We start from the raw sequence: 22,327 nt of genomic DNA, 5'->3' as shown, positions 1-22,327 counted from the left end.
CTAGTTTATGGCTTAACAGTGCGTTAAGCAAGTAGAACCCCTGGCTTGGCGAAACCACTCCAAGCGATCACAAATGGCTAAAGATTGGAATGTCCCGGCACAGCCGGGGGTATAGAAACTAACCTTGGTGTCCCTCATGCCCATGGTGATGATGGTGTTCATCTCCATGATGGTGGTGATGGTCTCCACAACAATGGTGGTGATGGTTTTCTTCGTGTTGTGCATGCCCTTCGTGATTGTGGCAACATTTGTCAGCATGTGTCATTGCGTATCCTTTGCAATTGAAATATTACCTAGATTTCAACTAGGCAAGGGTATTTTATCTAAAAAAATCTATGTATTTTCTAAAAGAGTCTCTTCTGTTTTAACACAACAGTGCATTCTTATCTTGAGATTAAAAACACCCGTACTAAATCAAGATTAAGCATTACCGTAGCCACTCTTTAAATATAGGGTTTAGATAGGAGGGTTTAGATAGGGATAGTAACGAGGAACCGCGTGCTGTTTAATTCACAATTAAAATAAAAGTTACACGAACAAGGCCACAAGAAAAGAATCGAGAAAAGACGAGAAAAGGGTAAATTGAGCTAACTTGTGTACAATAATGGAGCTTGATCAAATTGCTAGAGAAGGAGTGAAGATGGCAAATAAGTTTCCTAATCGACATCCTTTTATCAAAAAAATTGTCCAAGAGAATGAGACAAGTCTAGCAGAGATGGCAACAAGTCCCAAAATCGCAGCAGAGAGGGCTGTTGCTATCGAATTGAGAACTATTCGCGAGTTAAACAAAATCAAAAAAGGTTTGGCACGCCAAAGAAAATGGTTTGGTAGAGTCATTGTCAGCAATTCCCATTGCTTTCAATGTGGTGGCATGAAGCTTTGTATGTTAAAGAGGTGTCTTCACTGCCAAAAATATATGAGGAAAATTCCTAGACAGAGGTAAGACACCTTTTTGGTTCTAGGTAGGGAGGGGGTTGTGGGTGGGTGTGTCGGAGGTGTTTAGGGGCTTTTAGTCCGGTGGCTTGGAAGTGGTTGCACGAGAAATGCACCTGGCACTTCGGTGCACGCCGTTAGACCAACTTTTTAAAGCTAAAATAAGATTAGGGGGCTAGGAGTTCAAGCTGTGTTTTGGGTTAAAAGCGGTTGTAAGGCATTGTGGGAGTATTTTTAGACTTTTCGCCTGCACATCGAGTTCAGTGTTATTTAAAATCAGCTGCGATACAATCGGCTCGGTTTGTTGTTTATTTGAACAAAGGGCTTTTTGTGTCTAGCTACCTTGTGGCAGTCTTACAAAGTGTAGGTCTTTAGAAGTATTTTAAATTTTATATAGGTTGGCTGTGGTATGGGTTTTGTGCATTTAGTTCGGCATTACACACAGAGTTTTCCTAGATTGCAGGCAGTCTTAAGGAATGTATATCGTTGTATTGGGCAACCAGGAGGAGATCGAGTTCTAGGACCTCTTAAAATTTCCCATCCCCAAAAATCTCGGGTGTTTAGACGGATCGAAAGTTTAAGCAATGAAAAATTTATCGATGCCAACAGAGCGATCGCTACGGGGGGGGGGGGGGGGGGTAGGTAATCCCTTTAGCGACAAACCAACCCACCATGGTTATTTCGAATATGATGAAGAGAGCAAAGACCCCACAAGTCCTCTTAATCCATGGGCTTTTATTCGGGTGTGCAATGAGATTTGCACCCTAGAAGAATGTCTACACTCAATGCTCCCAGCAATCCAACGGGGAGTGATTGGCTATAATGACTGCGACGATGGAAGCGCAGAGGTGATTTTAGACTTTTGCCAAAAATTTCCTAGTTTTGTACCCATTGCCTATCCCTATAAAGTAGCTCATTTTGGTCAGGAAGCCAAACATCTGTACAACACATTCTATCACTACACCAGTTATGTCTTTTCCTTTATCCCCAAGAATCAATGGGTGGTGAAGATCGATGTGGATCACATCTTCGATGCCAAGAAACTTTACAAAAGTTTTTATACAGTGCGCAATACTTATGAAACTTTAACTCACGCTAGAGTCCATTTTCTAATAAAGGATGGGCGGGTCTTTGTGTGGCATGTAAATGTTCCTGGCGAAGATGACTTTGGGTTTATAAATTCTGGAGGAGGACATTTTTTCTACAATCAAGGTTGTTGGTTTGCGGAGCACTGGGAACATGATTGGATAGAGGAAATATATTACAATCGCCCTGCAAAAGTTATTAACGATCTAGAGTTAGCAAACTGGCATTTTCCTTATGTCAAACTCAGGCGAGCTGCTGAAGCTGAAACTCTCAAGTTGGTGCCCTTGGCTGATTTTAAGGAATACCACAAGAAGTTGCTGGGCAACAAGATCCCTTATGACATGGTAGATGAAAAGAAGATTTTGGAGATTTATTCAAAGTTTAAATCTCCCCATTTATCCACTAAGTAGGGTGGAGCCACTTGTGTTCTACGCCGATGTGTGCACAAACTTTATGCTCACTAGGTGTAGCAAAAAGCCTCCATCCTTATTCTCAAGCTGTAAAGAACTGCTAAAAAGTGGCTGAATTGGGGAATGCTGGCATTTATCACAACTTGGGAATGATATATGGAAATGGTTTAGCCAGAAATTTGGTGCTATATGCGCTAAAACAAGCAGAAGAATCGCGTTTTCAGTGTTTTTCAAGGGAAATTCTGCAACATTCGTAGGTTTAATGCTTTGTATCACTGGGCAATTTATGGTCCAAAGGGTTGTATCTTTTTTAGTGGAGTTTTAAGTGCGGGCACAAGCGCTGTTGCAACGTTGTGTAACTCGATTGATAGAAATGATGGCTTACTTTATCGCGCTCATCGTGGTATATGGTTTGCGCAAAGTCAAAAAACAAAGCATCCGTCCAAAGACCTTATTGCTGATGAAACTTGATACACTGGGCGACTATGTGTTGTTTAGAAATTTCTTACAACCCTTAAGAGAAGCTTATGCCGATTATGAAATCACATTTTTATGCAATATGGACTTCTTAGAGATTTTGCATGCTTGCGATAGATCGTATGTAGATCATGTCATACCCTTAGACACACGCAAATGGTCGGATGCGCACAAGTGGTTCTCTTTCCAACGCTGTTTTTATCGTTCTAAAATATTATATTTGTTGAATCAACAAACTTACGAAGTCGTCATTAGTCCTGTGTTCCATCGGTTTTCTAGAAGAGACGACTTTTTAGTTAGGTTCATCAATGCCCAGCACAAGATCGGCAGTCAGGGGTTTGAGCTAGTTGAGCAATGGCACATGAACACGACCAGCCTAAAACCCCATGACAGAGTATACACCACATTGTTAGACGCCACCTTTGAAGTTTTGTTTGCATTTGAGCGTAATCGAGAATTTTTTAGCCAATTATTGCAACGACCCCTAACAGAAGTTAAATACCATCTCTGCCTCCCTCCTTTGCCAGCCAATTCCTCTCTCTTGTTTCCTGCTAAAAATTATGGGGTCTTTTTTTTAGGTGCTAGTGATCGGAAGAGACAATGGGCTCTAGTCTCGTGGGTGGCTCTAGCCCAAAAGATTTCTCCTCAGATCCAAATCGTGTTATGCGGGTCTAAGAAAGAAATTCCAGATGCCATGCAAATCATAGCGGAGATACCCCAAGCACTCAATCTAGTGGGTAAGACCACTTTTGTTGAACTCTTGCATGTGCTCTCCAAAGCACATTTTATTGTTTCTAATGAAACAGCGATCCCCCATTTTTGCGTAGCTCTAGGTCTAGGACCCATTTTTGTGATCAGCAATGGCAACACTTTTGGGCGCTTTGTTCCCTATCCTAAGCACATGGATGCCAATTACCACGTTGTCTACCATCCTAAAATTGAGGCACTCTTACAATCCCCCCATGGTTTCGGGCGTTGTCTAGAAATTTACAAACGCGGGGTGCCCAATTTGCAATTTGCAAATCCCCCATCCCCAATTCGCCCAAATGGTGGCTGATAAAATGGCGACAATTAACCCTGAATTCATCAAAGATGGAAACTAACCGAAACTAAGAAAAATAGATGTCCAAGACATCACTAAAACAACTAGAAAGGGAATAAACAGAATGGTGGGCGCGTGCTGCAATTCTTGTTTAACAAAAACTCTTGATCGAACTACTCTACAAGATCAAAAAGAAAATAAAAAGTCTTTTTAGCACTGGTGGGCACACAGATCTTTCCAAAAATCCCTAGCACCCCAATTGACATCCCCCATCGCTAAAACTAGGGATGGAGGGTTTCAACAAGGCTCGCCCGTCTTAAGTGGGTCTTAGCACCCCCTGTTCTTTAGAGTAGAGCCCGCTCTCTGCGTATATTTATACTTACGTCCAAATCTTTATCCATGGTTGTATTGTTTGGCTAGACTATTGACGCATTTATAGAAAAAATCCATTTTAAGGTTTTTGATTTTTCCGTGTGGCCAATCTAATCCTAGCTTTCAGATCAATCCAACATCTTTTCCACGATCTCAATATGCTTGCGCATACTTTCTTCAAAATCAAAACGTTTCACTCTTTCAAAGCCTTTGGCAATGCATTCAGTTCTTAACGCTTCATCCATCAAGGCTTTTTCTAGTTGTTTGGCTATATCTTGCGCGTTATAGGGGTTGCAATAAATCCCTGCATCGCCTAGAATTTCTGGCATGCAAGACACATCACTAGAAAGCACCACACAACCCGCGTGCATCGCTTCTAACATAGGTAAACCAAAACCCTCAGCGAGAGAGCCCCACCACAACAATCTAGCATGGGCATAAAGGGTAGAGAGCAAAGAGTCAGAAACATAGCCTAGGTCGATCACAAAATCGCTAGAAGCGATGACATCGTCTTCTTCTTTGTCCACTTGTCCATTATTCACCCCCGTGATCACGATCTTAAAACGTTGTCTAAGGGTGATGGGCAACAATTCAAAGGCTTTGATGAGATTTTTAATGTTTTTACGCCGTGCTTTGCCCACCACCAAAATGAATTCCCCTAAATTTGGTGGTAGATCTTCCGAGGCTTGTCTATAGACTCTGACTCCATGGTAAATCACATGCACTTTAGTTTCAGAAAATCCAAAGGTCTTTAAAATATCTTTTTTGACAGTTTCCGTAAAACAGATGGCTTGATCATAGGTGCGGATTTGTGGATAGACAAAAAATTTCCAAAGAATCTCATATTCTGGTTCATTGCGCCATGCTTCTTTATCGCATAGGGGTAGATCGTGGATACAGCCCAAAGTTTTTTTAACTTTGCCATTGATGCCTAAAATACCCAAAACGCCCGGTTCGATACACAGGTCGTAGGTTTCTTGGAACAATCTTCCATTCATGATTTTGTGAAGCACATTATAAGAAAAATAACATGCCAACAAAAAAAGCCATTTGGGTAACCATTTTTTTAAAGTGTCTTTAGACGATTTGAGAAAACTATTGGGTGTGGCAAGTGATTGGAATTTTTCCAAACTAGGTAAATCATTAAAGAGCTTGCCATTAGCATAATAGACCAACTTTATATCTGTGCCTTGAAAATGCTTGTCTAAGGCATGGATCAGAGCAAGACTATACACGCCAATTCCTGTTACTTTACCCAAAGTATAAGATGCATTGACAATAATCTTTTTCAAATCATTCCTCCAGACTTACACCTTTTCCTTGATCTCACAAAATCTACACCCAATCCCTATCTACGCGCAACCGTAAACTGAAAGGCGGAGCTGAGACCACCTCTGCTGTGCTCTAACGTTGTTTCTATTTTGCAAAAACACCCGATGCTAAAGCGTATTGTAGCATATTTTCTTTAGAAGCCCCAAGAATCTCTTGTGGACGCAAACTAGGCAAATATGTAGACTCCCTAAAGATCGACTCTTCTATTAAGACACATTGGGCTAAAAGGAAAGGCTACAGCCCTGAGCGTGTTGGTTACCTAGAGAGCACACTAGAGAATATCCAAAACGACACCTACTACCCCACGCTTGAGGATAAATGCGCCCATTTGATGTTTGCATGCATTAAGTTCCACCCCTTTGCCGATGGCAATAAACGCTCTGCCATCTACCTTGCCGTGCATTTTTTAGAAGCTAACGGGGTGGATACCACAAATTTTGAAAAAGACTTTGAGGACCTTGTGGTGTTTGCCGCTGAGGGCAGAATTGATAAGGCAGAATTGGGTAAAAAGATCCATCATTACACAGAAAATAAAAAGGTTAATTCGCTCTTTTAAGCAACAATAATGTGATCTAGTGGTTATCGATGAAGCAGGCAAGGAAGTCTTTAGATGCCACACGATGGAAAATGCCGGCGAACCCACGCATGAAAGTGGCAAAGACAAACCTATCATGCCCGGCACATATACCCTCCACTGGGACTGCACCAGCGTATGTGTGCCCCCAGAGTGGCGCAATAAAAACCCATGGGATAAGCCCGTAGGCATTTGGCTGAAAGACCCCAACAACCCCAACTTTGCCAAACGCCGCATCATGATACACGTCGGCAATGATGCCATCGACACGCTGGGCTGCATTCTGCTAGGCAAAAGCTACAACGACAAGCTAGGCATCATCCAACACTCCACCAAAGCCGTGAGCGAGTTCTACGACCTAGTCGAAACCCACCGCGCCCAGAACTTTAGTTTAACCATTGTGGACGCAAGAGAATGACGAGAAAAGACAAGCTTAAGGCAGGGGTGGTGGTGTGCACCAGCGGCTTTATTTGCATGTGTGTGTTTGCCATGCTCAGTTCCACCAACCTACCCTACATGGCCAAAGTGGGGCTGTCGGCCAGTGTGGGCTACTTTGGCATCGACCGCACCATTGAAGTCGTGCAAAAAATCCTTAGCTTAAGAAAGTGAATGCCCTATATCCTTATCGTGGTGGTGGCCTTGAGTCTAGGCCTAATGGGCGCACTTGGCGGGCTAGCCCACTTACTCAAGGCCAATGGCGCGCTCAAAGAAAAGCTAGAGTTAAGCCAAGCCCACTTACAAGAACAAAACCAGCACATCCAAGCCTTAGAGCTTGACAGCAAGAAGTACCTTGAGCAAAAGCCCCAAGAAGTCAAAATCATCAAAGAACGCTACAAAGATCCCAAGAGTCTCAAAGACCTTAAAACCTGCCACGAACAATTAGCCCACATCCAGCACTTACTGCAGATATTTAAGGAGGGGGAAATCCCCGGGCGTTACTCTCCTTACCCTTGTTGGAAATCCTCAAGAGTTCATCGGTGATCATCTCAGTGTCATCGTTGGTGATCGAGCTTTGGACTAACGCCACATCCTTGCCACATCTTGTTAGGCAAATGCCCTAGAGATTTTGCCCGCTTGGCAGAGCTCCTGCGCTTTGTCGTAAAGGCGATTGGGGCTGATGGGTTTGGATCGCCTTAAACACTTCTAGGACAATGTCTATCTCTGCTTGTTTCACTTCACAGCCATAAATTGTCTAAAAGTCTTGTAGTGCCGACTTTGACAGCGGTTAAAATGAGGCTGTTGTTGGGCTCAATGCGCTCTAAGGGCAACAGTTGCCGATTGACTAGAGCTAAATACTGCACTTCAAGGGGGCTTAACACTTCCTGCCCTAGAGTTAAAAGGCTCGCCCTCTGCGTGATGCCCGCTTCATAGGCTTCTTTGATGGTGGTTAGGGCTTTGGGGATTTTTAGGGCAAGTTGACGCTCTTTAGGGCTTAAATAGGCATTTCTTGAACTTAAAGCCAAACCATCGCTATCTCTTAAGGTGGGACAAGCGACAACCTCCACGGGCAAGAATAAATCAGCCACCGCGCGTTGGATGATTAAAAGTTGCTGTGCGTCCTTTTGTCCAAAGTAGGCTTTTGTCGGGCGCACAAGGTTAAAGAGCTTCAACACCACTTGCAACACGCCGCCAAAATGCCCGGGACGTATATCTGCCTCAAAGCCTAGTAAATCCTTAGGGGGGGTTAGACTAACGGCTTCTTTAAAGGGGTAGAGCGTGTCCGCCTTTGGGGTGAAGAGGGCATCAACCCCCACCTTAGCACACAGCTCTAAGTCCTTTTCTATGGGGCGGGGGTATTGGCTGAAGTCTTCATTTGCGCCAAATTGTGTGGGGTTGACAAAGATAGACACAACCACAAAAGCGTTTTCTGCTTTGGCGCGCTCTATGAGGCTTAAATGCCCGGCGTGTAATGCGCCCATAGTCGGCACAAAGCCGACATTTTGTGCTTTTAGGGCTTGTAAATCTGCTGGACTTTCACAAATTTGCATGTTCTAGGCTCTCTAAGATTTGGATGGTGGTGGCAGCGGGGTCTTTAGCTTGGTAAATGGGCCTGCCGATGACAATAAAATCCGCCCCAGCGTTTTTTGCGTCTTGTAGAGTACCCACGCGCTTTTGATCCTGCACGTCTTGCAAGTTGGGGCGTATGCCCGGGGTCAAGGTTAAGAATTGTGGGCTTGTGGCTTTTTTAATGGCTAGGCTTTCAAAAACCGAACACACCACGCCATCCAACCCACTGTTAAAACACAACTTGGCTAGGTGCAGGGCGTGTTGCTCTAAGGGGGCGTTATACAAACTTTGGCTTTGGGCTTCATCTAGGCTTGTTAGCAAGGTAACGCCTAAGATTTTGGGGCGTTGTGTTAAGCCCTGTACTTGCTCCATGACCGCTAAAAGGGCAGAACTGCCACTGCTTGCGTGCAAGGTCAGCAACTCCACGCCCAAATGGGCGCACTCTAAGACGGCACCCGCCATCGTGTTGGGGATGTCGTGCAATTTTAAATCCAAGAAAATTTTAAAGCCCATGTTTTGGATTTCTTTAATAAAACTAGGGCCTTCGCGCACAAACGCCCTCAAACCCACTTTGACGAGCAACTTTAAGCCCCTTAAGCTTTCTAACAAATCTAAACACGCCCGCTTGGAGCCCAAGTCCAAAGCCAAACAAAGTTGCATAGCACCCCTTCAGCCAAATATTAAGACAAAACGCTATTATAACACACTCCAAACAAGGATACTATTTGCAAAAAAGCGTTTTAATTGCCGGTCCGTGCGTGATTGAGAGCATGGAAGTCTTAGAAGAAATCGCCTTGAAACTGCGCCCCATCGCCCTAGACCCTAAAGTGGATTTTTATTTTAAAGCCAGCTTTGACAAGGCGAACCGCACGAGCCTAGAGAGTTATAGGGGCCCCGGGCTTGCTAAGGGCTTGGAGATGTTGGCGGGCATTAAATCCAAATTTGGCTATAAAATCCTCACCGACATACACGAGAGCGCACAAGCCGCCCCAGTGGCTGAAGTTGCCAATGTCTTGCAAATCCCCGCTTTTTTGTGCCGCCAAACGGATTTAATCGTGGCGGCTGCCAAGACCAAAAGCGCGATCAATATCAAAAAGGGACAATTCATGCACCCAAAGGACATGCAATACAGTGCCCTAAAAGCCCTAAACACGCGGGCTAAAAACAAACACGAGAAAGCCACTTACCAAGCGTGCTTAGAACATGGGATTTATTTGTGTGAGAGGGGGGCGAGTTTTGGTTACAGCAATTTAGTTGTGGACATGCGATCTTTGGTTGTGATGCGCGCCTTTGCGCCCGTGATTTTTGACGCGACGCACAGCGTGCAAATGCCCGGAGCTGCAGGGGGCAAGAGCGGGGGAGAGCGGGGCTTTGTGTCTTATTTAGCCAAAGCAAGTGCGGTCGTGGGCGTGGACGGGTTTTTTATGGAAACGCACATTAACCCTGAGGGGGCGCTAAGCGATGGGCCCAACATGATCCCTATCTCTTCTCTCTTGCCCTTAGTGCAGGATTTATTGGTGTTGCAAGAAATCAACGCTTCATTAAACAACGCATAAAGGATCATCAATGCATCAAGTCTTAGAAGGGCAACTTGTCTTAAAGGGGGGCGAAAAGGTGGCCATTTTGGCCGCACGCTTTAACCACTTAATCACAGATCGCCTCGTGGAGGGTGGCATGGATAGTTTTAGGCGGCATGGAGGGGATTTAAAAAATCTCACCCTAGTGAAAGTCCCCGGGGCTTATGAGTTGCCCTTTGTGCTAGACAAACTCTTAGACTCACGCAAATACGATGGAGTCTGTGTGCTGGGGGCGGTGATTCGAGGCAGCACGCCGCATTTTGATTATGTGAGCGCAGAGGCGACTAAGGGCATTGCCAACACGACTTTAAAATACGGCTTGCCTGTGAGCTTTGGACTGCTCACCACAGACAACATCGAACAGGCCCTAGAGAGGGCCGGCACGAAGGCGGGCAATAAAGGGGCAGCGGCGATGGACACTCTCATCGAACTTCTCAACTTGTATAGTGCTTTTTAATGGCGACTCGCAGCCAAGCAAGGGAAGCGGTGGCGGGCTTGCTCTATGCCTTTGATAGCGGCAATACAGAGATATTCAAAGCCGCCCCCACGCTCTTAGAAGAAAAGAAAATTAGAAACGCCCAACAACGCTTTGCCCTAGGGCTTTTGGGTGGGGTGTTAGAGCAAATGCATGCCTTAGACGCTGCCTTGCAACCGCTTTTAAAGGATTGGGATTTAAAGCGCATCGGGCGCATGGAGCGCGCCATTTTGCGCCTAGGGGCGTATGAGATTTTACACACCCCAACCAAACCTGCGGTGGTGATCAATGAGGCCATTGAGCTTGCCAAAGTCTATGGGGAGGACAACGCCCCAAAATTAGTCAATGCCGTGTTAGACCATTTGGTAAAGGCAAGTCGCTAAGACTCGCTAAGAGTCGCTGATGGTGCAGGCATACATGCCAAAGAGCAAGAGCAACCACGAAATATAAACATAAGACATTAAAAACCACAGAATCGACACCGAGCCGTACAATTCGTGGTAAGTGTCGCTAAACAGGACATAGTAGACAAAGCCCCATTTCATTAAGCTCCAGCAAATGCTTGTAACAAAGCTCCAAAAGAGGGGGGTGATGGGGCGTTTAAAGGTTTTATTTGTGGGGATGATGAAGAGTAAATAAAAGAAAAGATAAGCACCTAGCCAGTGCAACAATGAGAGTAACCAGCCCTGCACTAGGCTTTGCATCTCTAGGTCGTAAAATAAAATCAAGGGCAGCACCAAAATAAAGACAATGCCCGTGCCAAACCCCCAAAAGACAAAAATCTGCCTTCCCCTAAAGTTGAAGTAATCCCTAGGTTCGGCGTTAAAAATCTTAGAGGCGATGTAGCGGTAGTTTTCACAAAATAGAAAAAAAGCGATGGCGATGGAGGCGATTTCCACAACTCCGAGCGCGCTGTCATTTTGGGTGAAAGACTTGAATAATGAACGCGCCATTTTCATGAAGTCAGGGCTATCGGGCAAAAAGAATCGTTCGACAGGGAAGGCTTTGGCAAAGGGGTCGACAAAAGCAAGAGCGATGAACAATAAAATGGGCGAGAGGGATAAAATCGTGTAAAAGCTTAAAGAAGAGGCGTAGTAAAAGACGATCGCTATTTCTTCAAAACGGCATTTCAGGCGTGGACTTACGAGGTGACTACATGCGTAGCCAAAACCCAAAATCCCCGCCCATATTTGTGTAAAAAACTCTAAAAGCCTTTTACCCATCGCAACTTGTGGCGATGGCAAAGCCGTAGTTGGCAAGCATGTCTAAATCTTTCTTGGGCGCATCCCCTTTAGCGGTCAAGTAGTCGCCCAGCACAATCGCATCCACCCCACAATCAAAGATTTCTCTCTGATTTGCGCCAAAGACCACTTCCCTACCCCCAGCCACCATGAGTTTCGTCTTGGGTAAAAACTCTTTAGCAAGGGTTAGACACTCTAGGGCTTCTTGGGCGCCCATCACGCTTTCTTTAATGGGGAGGCTAGGGCTTGGGATGAAAAAGTTAATGGGCGTGGTGGCGGGCGTTAAAGACTGCAAAGTGCGTAGCAGTTCAACACGATCGTTAAAACTCTCGCCTAGCCCAAAAATCCCGCCTGAGCACAAGAGCAAGCCCGCTCTTAGGGCATTCTCACAAGTTTCAAAGCGTTCCTCCCACGGGTGGGTGGTGCAGATGTTGGGGAAGAAGTTTTGGGAGGTTTCTAGATTGTGGTTGTAGCTATCCACACCGTGCTTTTTTAGGTGCTTGAGACTCTCAATATCTGCACGTCCACAGCAAGCGATCAAGTGCAAGTGGGGCACTTCCTTTTTAATGCTTTGGGCTAGGTTAGCGATGTATTCGCATTTTTTATCGTCTAAACCCCGCCCAGAGGTTACTAGACAAAAGCCCAAAGCCCCCAGAGAGTGCAAATACTTGGCTTCTTCTAGGACATCCTCGGGCTTTTTGTATTTATAGCGGCGGATTTTGCCTTGGTGGTGAGAACTTTGCGTGCAATAGGCACAATCTTCGGGGCAATCCCCACTGCTGACATTAGAGATGGAACATAAAAAAATTTCTCGCATAGATGACCTTTATTGTGGCGAGAGAGCCAAAGAATCGAACTTTGCAGCGCTTAGAACACCTAAACGCTCTGTGGGTTTGAAGCCCAAGGCACACACCAGTGTTGCACGCTCTCCACTTGCCCCCCTTTTTTTCTGTTCAAGGGAAGTAAGCACCAAAGGAAGCTTAGGCTTCCTTTTACAAAAAGGGGGTTAAACAAACTAAAAGCTCACCAAATAGCGCCAGTAGAAGACAAAGTTACGTTGCAAATTGGCTCTGTAAGGTATGCCAGCTTGAACGGAAGAGTGGTAATTTAGAGTGTAGTAGTTCGTGGGGATTGTGGGGACTTTAATCCCAATCTCAAAGCCATTGTGTTTCGTGCCAAAACGAATCCCGCCATTAAAAAAGAAGTTAAAGCTAGACACCCTAATATGTCCGCCGTAGTTTTCCATTAAGCTTTGGTAATAGCGGTTCATAGGTCCCCAAGAAGTCCCCCCAATCGCCACACCCGCAAAAAAGCCAAAGTGGAAGTTCTCTTTATTGAATCTCTTGGGGTTAAAGAGAAAATCCGTGCCGACCCCATAAGCGAAAATATTCGTGGGTTTGTAAATGCTTTGCGCCCAATCACCATTGGAATTTAAATTTTTAAAGTAGCGGTAATCCGTGCCCGCATAGTCAAAAAACCCGTAGTAGCGCAAGCCAACTTCGGGCAATTTTTTAAAGAAGTGCTTGTACCCAACCATGATGCCAAACCCATTGGTGACATGGGAGCGGCTGTTTAAAGTGCCCATAAAGTCGTGGCTACCCATGTTGCCCCAGTCGCTGGTGCCGGCCCCAGTCCCCGAATAACAATGTGAACCAAGCGCACAAGCCTGTTCGTTGGAGGTCATCATGCCCAGTTGGTAATCCGCCCCTACAAAAAAGGCATTTCTTTCCCCACGTGGCGCTGCACCTATGCGCACCCTAGCGGGGACGGCTTTTTGTGCCGTGGGGGTGAGGGGTTTTTGCACCTGTGTTGTTTGGCTAGGCGCGGGCGTTGGACTCTGTGTTGCTGCAGGGGCGGAGGACTTTTGTGTTTGCACCGCTTGGCTGGGGGTGGGCGTTGGGTTTTGCGCCGGTTTGGGCTCGTCCGCTGCACTTAACAAAGTTGCCGCTAAAGGGATAGCCACGATCGTTCTTTTCATTGAGATTCCTTGCAATTTTAATGGATTTATAGACTCACCATTGTAGCACAATGGCGTTAATAAAAAACATAAAAATACAAAAAAATAAGCAATAAAATAATATTACAGAAACAATTTTTATAGCAATGGCTTTAACGCCATTGCTAGGGTTTGCTAAAGATGGGTTTTGACCTGTTCAAACAAGGCATCAAAGGCGGGCGCGTCGTTCATCGCCATGTCGGCTAAGATTTTGCGGTCCAGCTCAATGTTTGCGCTTTTTAGGGCATGCATGAAGCGCGAATAACTTGTGTTGTGCATGCGGCAAGCGGCGTTGATACGCACAATCCAAAGACTTCTAAATTCGCGTTTTTTCTGTTTGCGATCCCTAAAGGCGTAGCATAAACTGCGCTCTAACTGCTCTTTAGCTTTTCTAAAGTGCTTCCTGCGTCCGCTGTAAAAACCCCGCGCTAATTTTAAAATTTTCTTGTGGCGGCGGCGGCGCACCACACCGGTTTTAACTCTCATAACTTTCCTTTACCTTTTAGGTGTTTGTTAAACTTGCCCTTTTTGCTTTTTGCTGAAGGGGGAAAACTTAGGCCTTACACAAAAGCCCGGCCACAGAATGCATATTTGTCGGATGCACGTAGTGGGGAGCGTTTAAATTTGCTTTTCTCTGTGGGCTTTTTTTGGTCAAAATGTGGCTTTTAAACGCACTGCCCCGCTTGATGAGATTTTTTTTCACCTTGAAGCGTTTAGCCGCTCCGCGGTTGGTTTTCATCTTTGGCATATTTCTCCTTTCTTAAAATTTACTTCTTTTGGGGGACAAAAAGCCACATGACAAAACGCCCCTCCGTTTTGGGCTCTTTGTCGGCGTTGGCGATGTCGCTCATCATCTCGCCCACTTTTTGCAAAACGGCTAGCCCTGCTTTAGGGTCGTTGTTCTCCCGCCCCCTAAGCACGACTTTAAACTTCACATGCTTGCCCGCCTCGATGAACTCTCGAGCGTGCTTGACTTTGTAATTGATGTCGTTTTGGGCGATCTGTGTGGAGAGTTTGATCTCTTTAATTTCAATTTGCTTTTGCTTTTTTTTCGCCTCTTTTTGCTTCTTCTCGCTTTGGTAGCAAAACTTGCCATAGTCCATGACTTTACACACGGGAGGTTTTGCGCTCGCAGAGATCAGCACCAAATCCAGCCCTCTGCTATGCGCGATTTTTAAAGCTTCCGCTGAAGAGATGATCCCAAATTGCTCGCCACCATCGCCCACACAGCGCACTTCTTTAAAGTGGATCGCCTCGTTTAACAGCGCATCTTTACTCAAAAACTGACCTCTTGCATTTTAGCCTCCATTTGTTGTTTAAATTCTGCCTTGCTTAGGCTGTATTGTTGCCCTAAAGCGCGATCGCGCACCGCCACGCTCTCTTGCGCCACCTCTTGTTGTCCCAACACCACAATGAAGGGGACTTTCTGCTTTTCAAGGGTGCGGATGCGTTTGCTTAAAGTTTCGTTTTTATCCGCCAACTGCACGAAAAAGCCCTTTTCCACCAACTCGGCTTGTAAGGTCTTGGCATACGCCACTTGTTCGGGCGATACAGGCACTAAGGCGATCTGCACGGGGGCGATGAAGAAAGGGTAATTGCCCCCGTAGTGTTCAGTTAAAATGGCGATAAAGCGCTCAAAAGAGCCCAAGATCGCGCGGTGGATCATCACGGGCCTTTCCTCTTGGTCTTGCTCGTTGGCATAACTCAAGTTAAAGCGCTCGGGCAAGTTCATATCCACCTGCACGGTGCCACATTGCCATTTGCGCTTGATCGCATCGGTGATTTTAATGTCGATTTTAAGGCTGTAAAACGCCCCCGCCCTCATCGATGCCAAAGGGGATATTCTGTTCTTCTAGGGCTTCTTTTAGGGCGTTTGTGGCTTGCTCCCAAATGTGCGCCTCCCCGATGTGCTTTTCTGGCTTGGTCGAAAGCTCCATTTCATAGCTAAAACCAAAGACCTCCATGACTTTTTTTGTAAATTCTAAAATCGCCAGCACTTCCGTCTTGATTTGGCTAAAACGGCAAAAGATATGTGCATCGTCTTGCGTAAATTCGCGCACCCTTAAAAGCCCGTGCAAGACCCCGCTTTTTTCGTGGCGGTGCACCACGCCGTATTCATAAAAACGCAAGGGCAAGTCTTTATAAGAACGTAGGGCGTGTTCATAGACTTTAATGTGCCCCACGCAGTTCATGGGTTTAATGCCATACTCCACTTCATCGATCGTGGTGAAGTACATATTTTCTTTGTAGTTTTGGTAATGTCCGCTGGTTTGCCACAAAGAGCTTTTTAAAATCTCGGGCCCACGCACAGGCTCGTAGCCGTATTTTAAAAGGGCTTTGCTTAGCAAATTTTCAATCCTTTGGCGCAAGCGCATGCCATTAGGTAGCCAAATGGGTAGCCCCGCCCCCAAATCTTCGTCAAAGCAAAACAGCCCCAACTCCTGCCCTAATTTGCGGTGATCCCTCTTTTTCGCCTCTTCTAATTGAAACAAATATTCTTTTAAGGCTTCTTTGCTCGCAAAGGCGATGCCATAAATCCTTTGCAACATTTCAGCATTCTCATCGCCCCCCAAATACGCCCCGGCGAGTTTGGTGAGTTTAAAGTGCTGGAGTAATCCCGTGTGGGGCAAGTGCGGACCCCGACACAAATCCTCAAATTCACCCTGAGCATAGACGCTAAAGCTATCCCCCTCAATCCTTGACATGACGGCGTGCTTTAAAGGGTCGTCTTTAAACTTCTCTAAAGCTTCTTTACGGGTCATGGTGCTTTTAGTGATGGGGTGCTTATTTTTAGCAATGGCACGCATGCGCTCTTCAATACGCTCCAAATCCTCTTCACTGATTTTCGTGGAAGTCTTAAAATCGTAGTAAAAGCCTTCCTGCACCACGGGACCCACAAAAAACTGCGCATCGGGGTAGAGTTGTTTAATGGCTTGCGCCAGTAGGTGGGCGCAAGAATGGCGGATGATCTCTAGGGCTGGATCGTTGTCGCCAAAGTAGATCGCCTCACCCTCTTGTGTTGCCAAACTCTGTAAATCGTAAATCTCCCCTTCTTTCTTAATGCCTATCTGTTCTGCCAAATCAATCCTTACCTAACACCCACTCGAGCCAAAACCGCACTGCACCTGGCGATCCACTTTCTCCGCTTCAGGACCTTTCATGGGTTGCAAACACCCACACAAATACAATGCAAAAAAGATAAAGCTCAAGTAAGCGCGCATATCCGCCTGAAATTTTACAAAAAACTGCCCTGATTCTGCCACATGAAAGTTAAACCTTTGTTTAAAGCCAGCCCCCATTCTAAGTTGATTTTAGCCATTGTTTTGTTAGAATCCAGGCTAAATTTTTAGAAGGGGTTGTTGATGGATGAACAAAAACAAAAGGCGATCGAGTCTGCCATTAAACAAATCGATAAAGCCTTTGGCAAGGGGGCTTTAATGCGCCTTGGCGATCGCGAGGTTGAGCACATTGAGGGCATTTCTACGGGGTCTTTGGGGCTGGATGTGGCTTTAGGCATTGGGGGCGTGCCTAGGGGGAGGATTGTGGAAATTTATGGGCCTGAATCGAGCGGGAAAACGACTTTAACCCTGCATGTCGTGGCGCAAGCGCAGAAAAATGGAGGAGCATGCGCATTCATCGATGCCGAACACGCCTTAGATGTGCAATATGCTAAAAAGTTGGGAGTGGATACAGATAACTTACTCATTTCTCAACCCGACACGGGCGAAGAAGCTCTAGAGATTTTAGAAACTTTGGCACGCACGGGAGCGGTGGATGTGATCGTGGTCGACTCTGTGGCGGCTCTCACCCCCCGCGCTGAGATTGAGGGGGATATGGGCGATCAGCACGTGGGTTTGCAAGCCCGCTTGATGAGCCAAGCCCTACGCAAGATCACGGGCATTTTACACAAGATGAACACAACCTTGATTTTCATCAACCAAATCCGCATGAAAATCGGCACGATGGGCTATGGTAGCCCGGAAACCACCACGGGAGGCAATGCGCTTAAATTCTACGCGAGTGTGCGAATCGACATTCGGCGCATCGCCACGCTCAAACAGAACGAGCAACCCATCGGCAATCGGGTGCGGGTGAAGGTGGTGAAAAACAAAGTCGCCCCGCCCTTTAAAGAGGCCGAATTTGATGTGATGTACGGCAGCGGGATCAGCTTTGAGGGCGAACTCATCGATTATGGTGTGAAGTTAGATCTTGTTGAAAAAGCGGGGGCGTGGTTTAGTTATCAAGATAGAAAACTCGGGCAGGGCAGAGAGGCGGCCAAGCTCACGCTCAAAAACGAGCCCGAACTCGCCTATGAGATCGCCGAAAAGATCCGAGGCAAGTTCTTTGAGCGCCCCGCTTTGGCTGAACCTAGTGTCCCTAACAGCCCAGAAGAAGTGGATTAAGGGTTTTAGTGTGGCAAGTGTGGCAGTGGCTCTACGCTTATCGGGGGCTTTTTATTGTTTTCGGGTTGGTTGTGGCATTGGGGGTGTATGTGGGGTGTTTGCTCTTTGGGGACAATTCTTACGAGGTGCTGACAAATCTTAAGGTCCAGCAAGCCAAATTATACGAAAGGGTGCAAAACTTGCAGTACGAGAATGCCAAATTGCAAAAACAGCTTTTTGAGCTCAAAGAGTTAGAACCCCCAAGAAATGGGCGGTCTTGATGTCTAAGTGGTGGGTGTTTTTATTGCTCGGGGCCTTGATCGCTAGAGAAGACCCCTTTGAGCCGTCTAAAAATGGCAAGTACTTGGGGGTGGGCGAGGGAGTCCCCGATTACTTCCGCTATATCAATGTTAATTTACCCAGCACCGCTCGGGTGTTGACCAAAGTTACCCTAACTTATAAGAGCGTGGATGCGTCTGTGCACTCTAAAAGCGTGGACATCAACCAACAAATCGATTGGCACTACCCCATCAAGGTAACCCAGCAAGCCGCCATTTTAGGCAAGGAGGACAAGATTTTTCGGGTGGGCAAGTTTGACTTTTGGAGATATGAGAACAAACTCTACCTACGCACCGCCGATAAAATCCAACGCTCCTTCGTGCTGACCGAGCCTTACCGCATTGTGTTAGACACCGACCGCGATGCGCAGGACTTTAGGCAAAAAGTGCAGGTGGATGAAAAATATGTCAACAACGTTGCCATAGAAACCCACGACAATTTTTACCGCTTTTTTATTGTGCTAGATGGGCAATACCAATACAAGATCGAGCAAAAAAACAACTACTTAGTGATCGTTTTACACTAATTTTTACAAGGATTTAACCAAATGTCTGTCGCGACTAAATTTGTTTTTATTACGGGGGGGGTGCTTAGTTCCCTAGGCAAGGGTGTGGCATCTAGTTCTTTGGCGCATTTGCTGAAGTTGTGCCATTTTGAAGTGGATATGTTGAAAATCGACCCCTACATCAACATAGACCCGGGCACGCTCAGCCCCTTTGAGCATGGCGAGGTGTTTGTGACGGCTGATGGGAGCGAAACAGACCTAGACATTGGGCATTACGAGCGCTTTTTGAATAAGGACTTTTCTAAAGAAAACAATTTCACCACCGGGCAGATTTATTTAAGTGTGATCGAAAAAGAGCGTGAGGGCAAATACCTAGGCAAGACAATTCAAGTGATCCCCCACATTGTGGAGGAAATCAAAGAGCGGATTTTAAAACTAGGACAGGGTAAGGACTTTTTAATTGTGGAGGTGGGCGGCACCGTGGGCGACATTGAGGGTATGGTCTATTTAGAAGCCATAAGAGAGCTCAAAAGTGCTTTGGGCTCTAAACAAGTCGCCAATATCCACGTAACTTTAGTCCCCTTCATTGCCACCAGTCAAGAGCTCAAAACCAAGCCCACACAACACTCCATCATTGAATTGCGCCGTTTGGGTGTGAGCGCGAACATCATTTTAGCCCGTTGTAGCCAAGATTTGGGGGCGGATTTAAAAGCCAAAATTGCCAGCAGTTGCGATGTGCCCGTGCAAAATGTCATCCAAGCCAAAGACGCACCCACCATCTACGCCTGCCCCACCAATTACTTCCAAGAGGGCTTGCTCGATGCACTTTTCGAACATTTTGGCATCCAAGCCACGCTAGACAAACGGCAACTAGATTTGTGGGCGGGGTTGGTGCATAACATTTTAACCCCCCAAAAAACCCTAAGAATCGCCTTTGTGGGTAAATATGTGCATTTGAGCGAGTCGTATAAGAGCTTTTTAGAGAGCATGGTTTGCGTGGGGGCGCATTTAAAAGTCAAGATCGAACCTATCCTGATCGACAGTGAGGAACTTGAGCTTAAGGGGGATGAGAGCGAGACAGAGCTTAAAGCTAGGGTGGCGCATCGCTTACAAGACATGGATGGTATCTTAGTGCCCGGGGGCTTTGGCTCAAGGGGTGTTGAGGGGATGATCAACGCCATCACCTACGCTAGAGAATCTAAAAAACCCTTCTTTGGAGTGTGCTTGGGGGCACAGATGATGGTGATCGAATTTGCCCGCCATGTTTTGGGTTTAAGGGGGGCGCACTCTAGCGAATTTGATCAAGATGCCCCCCATAAAGTCATTGACCTGCTAGAAAGCCAAGCCAACACCACCCACAAAGGCTCGAGCATGCGCCTTGGCGCACATAAAATCACACTTAAAGAGGGCTCGCCCATCGCCAAAGCCTACAACGCCCTAGAAGTCTATGAGCGCCACCGCCACCGCTACACCATCAACCCCGCCTATTTAGAGGACTACGCCAAACACGGCTTAGAGGTCGTGGGACAAAGCTTTGACCACAGCCAAAACCTAACGGAGGCGATGGCCCTCAAAGATTACCCCTTCTTTATAGGCGTGCAATACCACCCCGAGTTCACTTCCCGTTTAATCGCCCCCAATCCGCTCTTTAAGGCGTTCGTGCAAGCCTGCATGTAATGCCCTTTGTTGCCGAGGTTTTCACCCCAACAGCCCCCATTAAGGCAGCTAAGTTTGTCGCTTTAAGCCTAGCCTGCTCTTTAAAGCAAGCCCAAAGCTACATCGATCGGGGGCGTTTAACCACCTTGCAGGGACAAAGACTCAAAAAAGCGCAAATCTTAAACGAACCTGTGCGCTTGCTCTTTTTTAAGCCCACCCAAAACCCCGAGTTTGCTCCCATCTTCACCACCCCTATTTTGCCCTTTACCACAAGCCCAAAAACCTTTACAGCCACCCTAAAAACTACACCACGCATAGCCTGTATGAAAGCATTTACGCCAACAACCCCCACGCCCGCCTGATCCACCGCCTAGATTATGAAACCAGCGGATTGATTTTAGCCAGCCAAGACAGGGTACACGAAAAACCTTTAAGGGAGCTGTTTAGTTCCAGGCGCATCCAAAAAACCTACCACGCTAGCGTGGTGGGGGATTTACGCGCGTATGCCCAAGGGGCGTTTAGCGTGGTGTTGCCGATTTTAGAGCCTTCTAGCATACGGGGGGATTTAGGCGTGCGCTCCAAAATTGACAAACAAGGCAAATTCAGTGCCACCACCATAGAAATCCAAAACTACGACCCCAAGACCGACCAAACCCACTTAAAAGTTACCCCCCTAACGGGACGCACACATCAAATCCGCTTGCATTTAAGTGCGCTGGGTTACCCCCTTGTGGGCGAACCACTTTACATTGATGATAGCCACGCAAGGGCGTATTTAGACGCGAAAAAGGCGGACTTTTTGGGCGCATTTGGGCGTTATAAAACTGAGTTAGCCCTAGAAGCGGTGGGTTTAACTTTTAGCCTGTATGGCTTGCACTACGCCCTGTGGCTAAGCTAGGTGCTTTTCTAACCCGCTCAAATGCCAAATGCCAAAGGACACCCCCCACACCAGCACAAACAAGCCCACTAAGTAAAACCCCAAATCCCCAAAGTCCAAATGCTGAATAAAACCCAAAACCCCGCTAAGCTCCCAGTGCAATTTTTCGCTTAGCACTTGAAACAGCTCGATCAGCCCGATGAGCAACGCCACCAACACGCCTAAACTTGTGATCGTGATGTTGTAGTAAATCTTACGCAAGGGGGTTTTAAACGCCCAGTCGTAAGCCTTCACCATAAAGACCCCATCGCAGGTGTCAAACAAGCTCATGCCCGCCGCAAACAAGATAGGCAGGGCGAGCATGCCTAAAAAACTCACTTTAATCGCGCTGCTAGAGAGGGCGAGCAGGGCAATTTCGCTTGCTGTGTCAAAACCTAACCCAAATAACAGCCCAATGGGGTAGATGTGCCAGCTTTTGGAGATGAAGACAAAGAGGGGCTTAAAAAAGCGGTTTAAGAGTCCGCGCTCTTGCAAGAGTTTTTCTAGGGCTTCTTGGTCGTGGTGGGCGTTGTGGCGAGTATGTTTAAAGACTTTAAATAAGTCAATTAAAATCACGCCATTTAACACCCCCACCACCAGCAAGAATAAGCCAGACACCAAAGTCCCCACCACCCCGCCGATCTGCGCGAGCATGGGCGTGTGCTCTTTCGCCCAATGCAAAGCCAAAGCCGTAACGATTGTCATCACAATCACCACGCTAGAGTGCCCCATAGAGAAGTAAAAGCCCACCCCCATAGGGTTTTGCTTTTGTTGGGAGAGTTTACGGATGGTGTTGTCGATGCAGGCGATGTGGTCGGCATCAAAGGCGTGCTTTGTGCCTAAAAAGTAAGCCGTGAGAGCCGCGCCGTAAAAAACGGGGTTGTGCGCCAAAACCAGCAACACCAGCCCCAAAATGTGTAAAAATAAAACCGCTAGAGCGTAGGGTAGCCACAAACGCACAAGAAACCTTATTTTTCTAAAATCAGTAATGTTGCCATTGTAGCACA

The 22,327-nt window shown here is 46.5% G+C and carries 26 protein-coding genes, 1 tRNA gene and 2 pseudogenes; 16 read left to right on the top strand and 13 right to left on the bottom strand.

Going from position 1 to position 22,327, the window contains the following annotated elements:
• Nucleotides 1-12: 12 nt before the first annotated feature.
• Complete coding sequence (locus QUE23_RS00795) at nt 13-258, bottom strand: hypothetical protein (protein ID WP_286348823.1); 246 nt, start codon at nt 256-258, stop codon at nt 13-15.
• A 382-nt stretch (nt 259-640) separates the two neighbouring features.
• Between QUE23_RS00795 and QUE23_RS00790 the strand changes: the two genes are divergently transcribed.
• The 3 genes from QUE23_RS00790 (at nt 641) to QUE23_RS00780 (ending at nt 3,963) form a co-directional block, all read left to right on the top strand.
• Nucleotides 641-943, top strand: a complete 303-nt coding sequence (locus tag QUE23_RS00790; protein ID WP_286348822.1) for a hypothetical protein — start codon at nt 641-643, stop codon at nt 941-943.
• 574 nt (nt 944-1,517) lie between these two features.
• Nucleotides 1,518-2,429 (top strand): beta-1,4-N-acetylgalactosamyltransferase, encoded by a 912-nt coding sequence (locus tag QUE23_RS00785; protein ID WP_353622232.1) that lies wholly within the window; start codon nt 1,518-1,520, stop codon nt 2,427-2,429.
• A gap of 373 nt (nt 2,430-2,802) precedes the next feature.
• Nucleotides 2,803-3,963, top strand: coding sequence for a glycosyltransferase family 9 protein (locus QUE23_RS00780; protein ID WP_286348821.1), 1,161 nt, complete (start codon nt 2,803-2,805; stop codon nt 3,961-3,963).
• 485 nt (nt 3,964-4,448) lie between these two features.
• Here QUE23_RS00780 and QUE23_RS00775 read toward each other — a convergent pair whose 3' ends face one another.
• Nucleotides 4,449-5,612 carry a glycosyltransferase family 4 protein gene (locus QUE23_RS00775; protein ID WP_286348820.1) on the bottom strand — a complete coding sequence of 388 codons (1,164 nt, stop codon included), beginning with the start codon at nt 5,610-5,612 and terminating at the stop codon, nt 4,449-4,451.
• Nucleotides 5,613-5,776: 164 nt separating this feature from the next.
• Between QUE23_RS00775 and QUE23_RS09900 the strand changes: the two genes are divergently transcribed.
• Genes QUE23_RS09900 through QUE23_RS00755 form a run of 4 tightly spaced genes read left to right on the top strand, consistent with a single transcriptional unit; the run spans nt 5,777 to nt 7,207 of the window.
• Nucleotides 5,777-6,208: a type II toxin-antitoxin system death-on-curing family toxin gene (locus QUE23_RS09900; RefSeq protein ID WP_353622250.1), complete on the top strand. Its 432-nt coding sequence runs from the start codon at nt 5,777-5,779 to the stop codon at nt 6,206-6,208.
• A 19-nt stretch (nt 6,209-6,227) separates the two neighbouring features.
• Entirely contained in the window at nt 6,228-6,644 is a 417-nt protein-coding gene (locus QUE23_RS00765) for a DUF5675 family protein (protein WP_286348819.1), read from the top strand.
• The gene (locus QUE23_RS00760) at nt 6,641-6,835 is read left to right on the top strand and encodes a phage holin family protein (protein WP_286348818.1); all 195 of its coding nucleotides are present in this window, start codon (nt 6,641-6,643) and stop codon (nt 6,833-6,835) included. The genes QUE23_RS00765 and QUE23_RS00760 overlap by 4 nt, the downstream gene beginning before the upstream one ends.
• Nucleotides 6,836-7,207, top strand: a complete 372-nt coding sequence (locus QUE23_RS00755) for a hypothetical protein (protein WP_286348817.1) — start codon at nt 6,836-6,838, stop codon at nt 7,205-7,207.
• 194 nt (nt 7,208-7,401) lie between these two features.
• Here QUE23_RS00755 and panC read toward each other — a convergent pair whose 3' ends face one another.
• Together panC and pyrF are read right to left on the bottom strand one after the other, a co-directional pair.
• Nucleotides 7,402-8,214 (bottom strand): pantoate--beta-alanine ligase, encoded by an 813-nt coding sequence (gene panC / locus QUE23_RS00750; protein WP_286348816.1) that lies wholly within the window; start codon nt 8,212-8,214, stop codon nt 7,402-7,404.
• Complete coding sequence (gene pyrF, locus QUE23_RS00745) at nt 8,201-8,893, bottom strand: orotidine-5'-phosphate decarboxylase (protein WP_286348815.1); 693 nt, start codon at nt 8,891-8,893, stop codon at nt 8,201-8,203. Before pyrF ends, panC begins: the two co-directional genes overlap by 14 nt.
• Nucleotides 8,894-9,003: 110 nt before the next feature.
• Between pyrF and kdsA the strand changes: the two genes are divergently transcribed.
• Genes kdsA through nusB form a run of 3 tightly spaced genes read left to right on the top strand, consistent with a single transcriptional unit; the run spans nt 9,004 to nt 10,668 of the window.
• On the top strand, nt 9,004-9,789 hold the full coding sequence (gene kdsA, locus QUE23_RS00740) for a 3-deoxy-8-phosphooctulonate synthase (RefSeq protein WP_286349463.1): 786 nt from the start codon (nt 9,004-9,006) through the stop codon (nt 9,787-9,789).
• A 10-nt stretch (nt 9,790-9,799) separates the two neighbouring features.
• Nucleotides 9,800-10,267 (top strand): 6,7-dimethyl-8-ribityllumazine synthase, encoded by a 468-nt coding sequence (gene ribH / locus QUE23_RS00735; RefSeq protein WP_286348814.1) that lies wholly within the window; start codon nt 9,800-9,802, stop codon nt 10,265-10,267.
• On the top strand, nt 10,267-10,668 hold the full coding sequence (gene nusB, locus QUE23_RS00730) for a transcription antitermination factor NusB (protein WP_286348813.1): 402 nt from the start codon (nt 10,267-10,269) through the stop codon (nt 10,666-10,668). Before ribH ends, nusB begins: the two co-directional genes overlap by 1 nt.
• Before the next feature lie 6 nt (nt 10,669-10,674).
• Here nusB and QUE23_RS00725 read toward each other — a convergent pair whose 3' ends face one another.
• The 8 genes and pseudogenes from QUE23_RS00725 to thrS form a co-directional block, all read right to left on the bottom strand.
• Nucleotides 10,675-11,508, bottom strand: a complete 834-nt coding sequence (locus QUE23_RS00725; RefSeq protein WP_434802020.1) for a YihY family inner membrane protein — start codon at nt 11,506-11,508, stop codon at nt 10,675-10,677.
• Nucleotides 11,501-12,343 carry a biotin synthase gene (locus QUE23_RS00720; protein WP_286348811.1) on the bottom strand — a complete coding sequence of 281 codons (843 nt, stop codon included), beginning with the start codon at nt 12,341-12,343 and terminating at the stop codon, nt 11,501-11,503. Before QUE23_RS00720 ends, QUE23_RS00725 begins: the two co-directional genes overlap by 8 nt.
• Nucleotides 12,344-12,358: 15 nt before the next feature.
• A tRNA-Sec gene (locus QUE23_RS00715) sits at nt 12,359-12,457 on the bottom strand.
• An 84-nt stretch (nt 12,458-12,541) separates the two neighbouring features.
• Nucleotides 12,542-13,504, bottom strand: coding sequence for an outer membrane protein (locus tag QUE23_RS00710; RefSeq protein WP_286348810.1), 963 nt, complete (start codon nt 13,502-13,504; stop codon nt 12,542-12,544).
• A 153-nt stretch (nt 13,505-13,657) separates the two neighbouring features.
• Nucleotides 13,658-14,008, bottom strand: coding sequence for a 50S ribosomal protein L20 (gene rplT / locus QUE23_RS00705; RefSeq protein ID WP_286348809.1), 351 nt, complete (start codon nt 14,006-14,008; stop codon nt 13,658-13,660).
• A 67-nt stretch (nt 14,009-14,075) separates the two neighbouring features.
• Nucleotides 14,076-14,270, bottom strand: a complete 195-nt coding sequence (gene rpmI, locus QUE23_RS00700; protein WP_286348808.1) for a 50S ribosomal protein L35 — start codon at nt 14,268-14,270, stop codon at nt 14,076-14,078.
• A gap of 19 nt (nt 14,271-14,289) precedes the next feature.
• Entirely contained in the window at nt 14,290-14,802 is a 513-nt protein-coding gene (gene infC / locus QUE23_RS00695; RefSeq protein ID WP_104691018.1) for a translation initiation factor IF-3, read from the bottom strand.
• Nucleotides 14,799-16,602 (bottom strand): annotated as a pseudogene (thrS, locus tag QUE23_RS00690) (threonine--tRNA ligase). The gene infC and the pseudogene thrS overlap by 4 nt, the downstream one beginning before the upstream one ends.
• Before the next feature lie 276 nt (nt 16,603-16,878).
• Here thrS and recA point away from each other — a divergent pair.
• The 6 genes and pseudogenes from recA to QUE23_RS00660 form a co-directional block, all read left to right on the top strand.
• The gene (gene recA, locus QUE23_RS00685; protein ID WP_286348807.1) at nt 16,879-17,925 is read left to right on the top strand and encodes a recombinase RecA; all 1,047 of its coding nucleotides are present in this window, start codon (nt 16,879-16,881) and stop codon (nt 17,923-17,925) included.
• A gap of 8 nt (nt 17,926-17,933) precedes the next feature.
• Complete coding sequence (locus QUE23_RS00680) at nt 17,934-18,185, top strand: hypothetical protein (RefSeq protein ID WP_286348806.1); 252 nt, start codon at nt 17,934-17,936, stop codon at nt 18,183-18,185.
• A complete protein-coding gene (locus tag QUE23_RS00675) occupies nt 18,185-18,769 on the top strand; it encodes an AMIN domain-containing protein (protein WP_286348805.1) in 585 nt (194 codons plus the stop codon). The genes QUE23_RS00680 and QUE23_RS00675 overlap by 1 nt, the downstream gene beginning before the upstream one ends.
• A gap of 21 nt (nt 18,770-18,790) precedes the next feature.
• Nucleotides 18,791-20,425: a CTP synthase gene (gene pyrG, locus QUE23_RS00670; RefSeq protein ID WP_286348804.1), complete on the top strand. Its 1,635-nt coding sequence runs from the start codon at nt 18,791-18,793 to the stop codon at nt 20,423-20,425.
• On the top strand, nt 20,425-20,766 hold the full coding sequence (locus QUE23_RS00665) for a hypothetical protein (protein ID WP_286348803.1): 342 nt from the start codon (nt 20,425-20,427) through the stop codon (nt 20,764-20,766). Before pyrG ends, QUE23_RS00665 begins: the two co-directional genes overlap by 1 nt.
• Nucleotides 20,721-21,302 (top strand): annotated as a pseudogene (locus QUE23_RS00660) (pseudouridine synthase family protein); the annotation flags it as partial. The gene QUE23_RS00665 and the pseudogene QUE23_RS00660, both read left to right, overlap by 46 nt.
• Here the strand turns inward: QUE23_RS00660 and QUE23_RS00655 are convergent.
• Nucleotides 21,294-22,280: a HoxN/HupN/NixA family nickel/cobalt transporter gene (locus QUE23_RS00655; RefSeq protein ID WP_286348802.1), complete on the bottom strand. Its 987-nt coding sequence runs from the start codon at nt 22,278-22,280 to the stop codon at nt 21,294-21,296. The pseudogene QUE23_RS00660 and the gene QUE23_RS00655 overlap by 9 nt on opposite strands.
• Nucleotides 22,281-22,327 lie beyond the last annotated feature (47 nt).

It is taken from the genome of Helicobacter felistomachi, assembly GCF_030296895.1.
GTDB classification, from domain to species: domain Bacteria; phylum Campylobacterota; class Campylobacteria; order Campylobacterales; family Helicobacteraceae; genus Helicobacter; species Helicobacter felistomachi.
Note: the sequence above shows the minus strand (reverse complement) of the source record. Positions and strands in the feature narration are given on the sequence as shown.

Coding starts and splice junctions, on each gene's coding strand:
- QUE23_RS00675 (WP_286348805.1), top strand. CDS start 18,185: ATGTCTAAGTGGTGGGTGTTTTTATTGCTCGGGGCCTTGATCGCTAGA.
- QUE23_RS00755 (WP_286348817.1), top strand. CDS start 6,836: ATGCCCTATATCCTTATCGTGGTGGTGGCCTTGAGTCTAGGCCTAATG.
- QUE23_RS00790 (WP_286348822.1), top strand. CDS start 641: ATGGCAAATAAGTTTCCTAATCGACATCCTTTTATCAAAAAAATTGTC.
- QUE23_RS00710 (WP_286348810.1), bottom strand. CDS start 13,504: ATGAAAAGAACGATCGTGGCTATCCCTTTAGCGGCAACTTTGTTAAGT.
- panC (WP_286348816.1), bottom strand. CDS start 8,214: ATGCAAATTTGTGAAAGTCCAGCAGATTTACAAGCCCTAAAAGCACAA.
- rplT (WP_286348809.1), bottom strand. CDS start 14,008: ATGAGAGTTAAAACCGGTGTGGTGCGCCGCCGCCGCCACAAGAAAATT.
- QUE23_RS00665 (WP_286348803.1), top strand. CDS start 20,425: ATGCCCTTTGTTGCCGAGGTTTTCACCCCAACAGCCCCCATTAAGGCA.
- ribH (WP_286348814.1), top strand. CDS start 9,800: ATGCATCAAGTCTTAGAAGGGCAACTTGTCTTAAAGGGGGGCGAAAAG.
- QUE23_RS00760 (WP_286348818.1), top strand. CDS start 6,641: ATGACGAGAAAAGACAAGCTTAAGGCAGGGGTGGTGGTGTGCACCAGC.
- QUE23_RS00725 (WP_434802020.1), bottom strand. CDS start 11,508: ATGGGTAAAAGGCTTTTAGAGTTTTTTACACAAATATGGGCGGGGATT.
- rpmI (WP_286348808.1), bottom strand. CDS start 14,270: ATGCCAAAGATGAAAACCAACCGCGGAGCGGCTAAACGCTTCAAGGTG.
- QUE23_RS00795 (WP_286348823.1), bottom strand. CDS start 258: ATGCTGACAAATGTTGCCACAATCACGAAGGGCATGCACAACACGAAG.
- QUE23_RS00785 (WP_353622232.1), top strand. CDS start 1,518: ATGAAAAATTTATCGATGCCAACAGAGCGATCGCTACGGGGGGGGGGG.
- pyrF (WP_286348815.1), bottom strand. CDS start 8,893: ATGCAACTTTGTTTGGCTTTGGACTTGGGCTCCAAGCGGGCGTGTTTA.
- nusB (WP_286348813.1), top strand. CDS start 10,267: ATGGCGACTCGCAGCCAAGCAAGGGAAGCGGTGGCGGGCTTGCTCTAT.
- QUE23_RS00780 (WP_286348821.1), top strand. CDS start 2,803: ATGATGGCTTACTTTATCGCGCTCATCGTGGTATATGGTTTGCGCAAA.
- QUE23_RS00720 (WP_286348811.1), bottom strand. CDS start 12,343: ATGCGAGAAATTTTTTTATGTTCCATCTCTAATGTCAGCAGTGGGGAT.
- pyrG (WP_286348804.1), top strand. CDS start 18,791: ATGTCTGTCGCGACTAAATTTGTTTTTATTACGGGGGGGGTGCTTAGT.
- kdsA (WP_286349463.1), top strand. CDS start 9,004: ATGGAAGTCTTAGAAGAAATCGCCTTGAAACTGCGCCCCATCGCCCTA.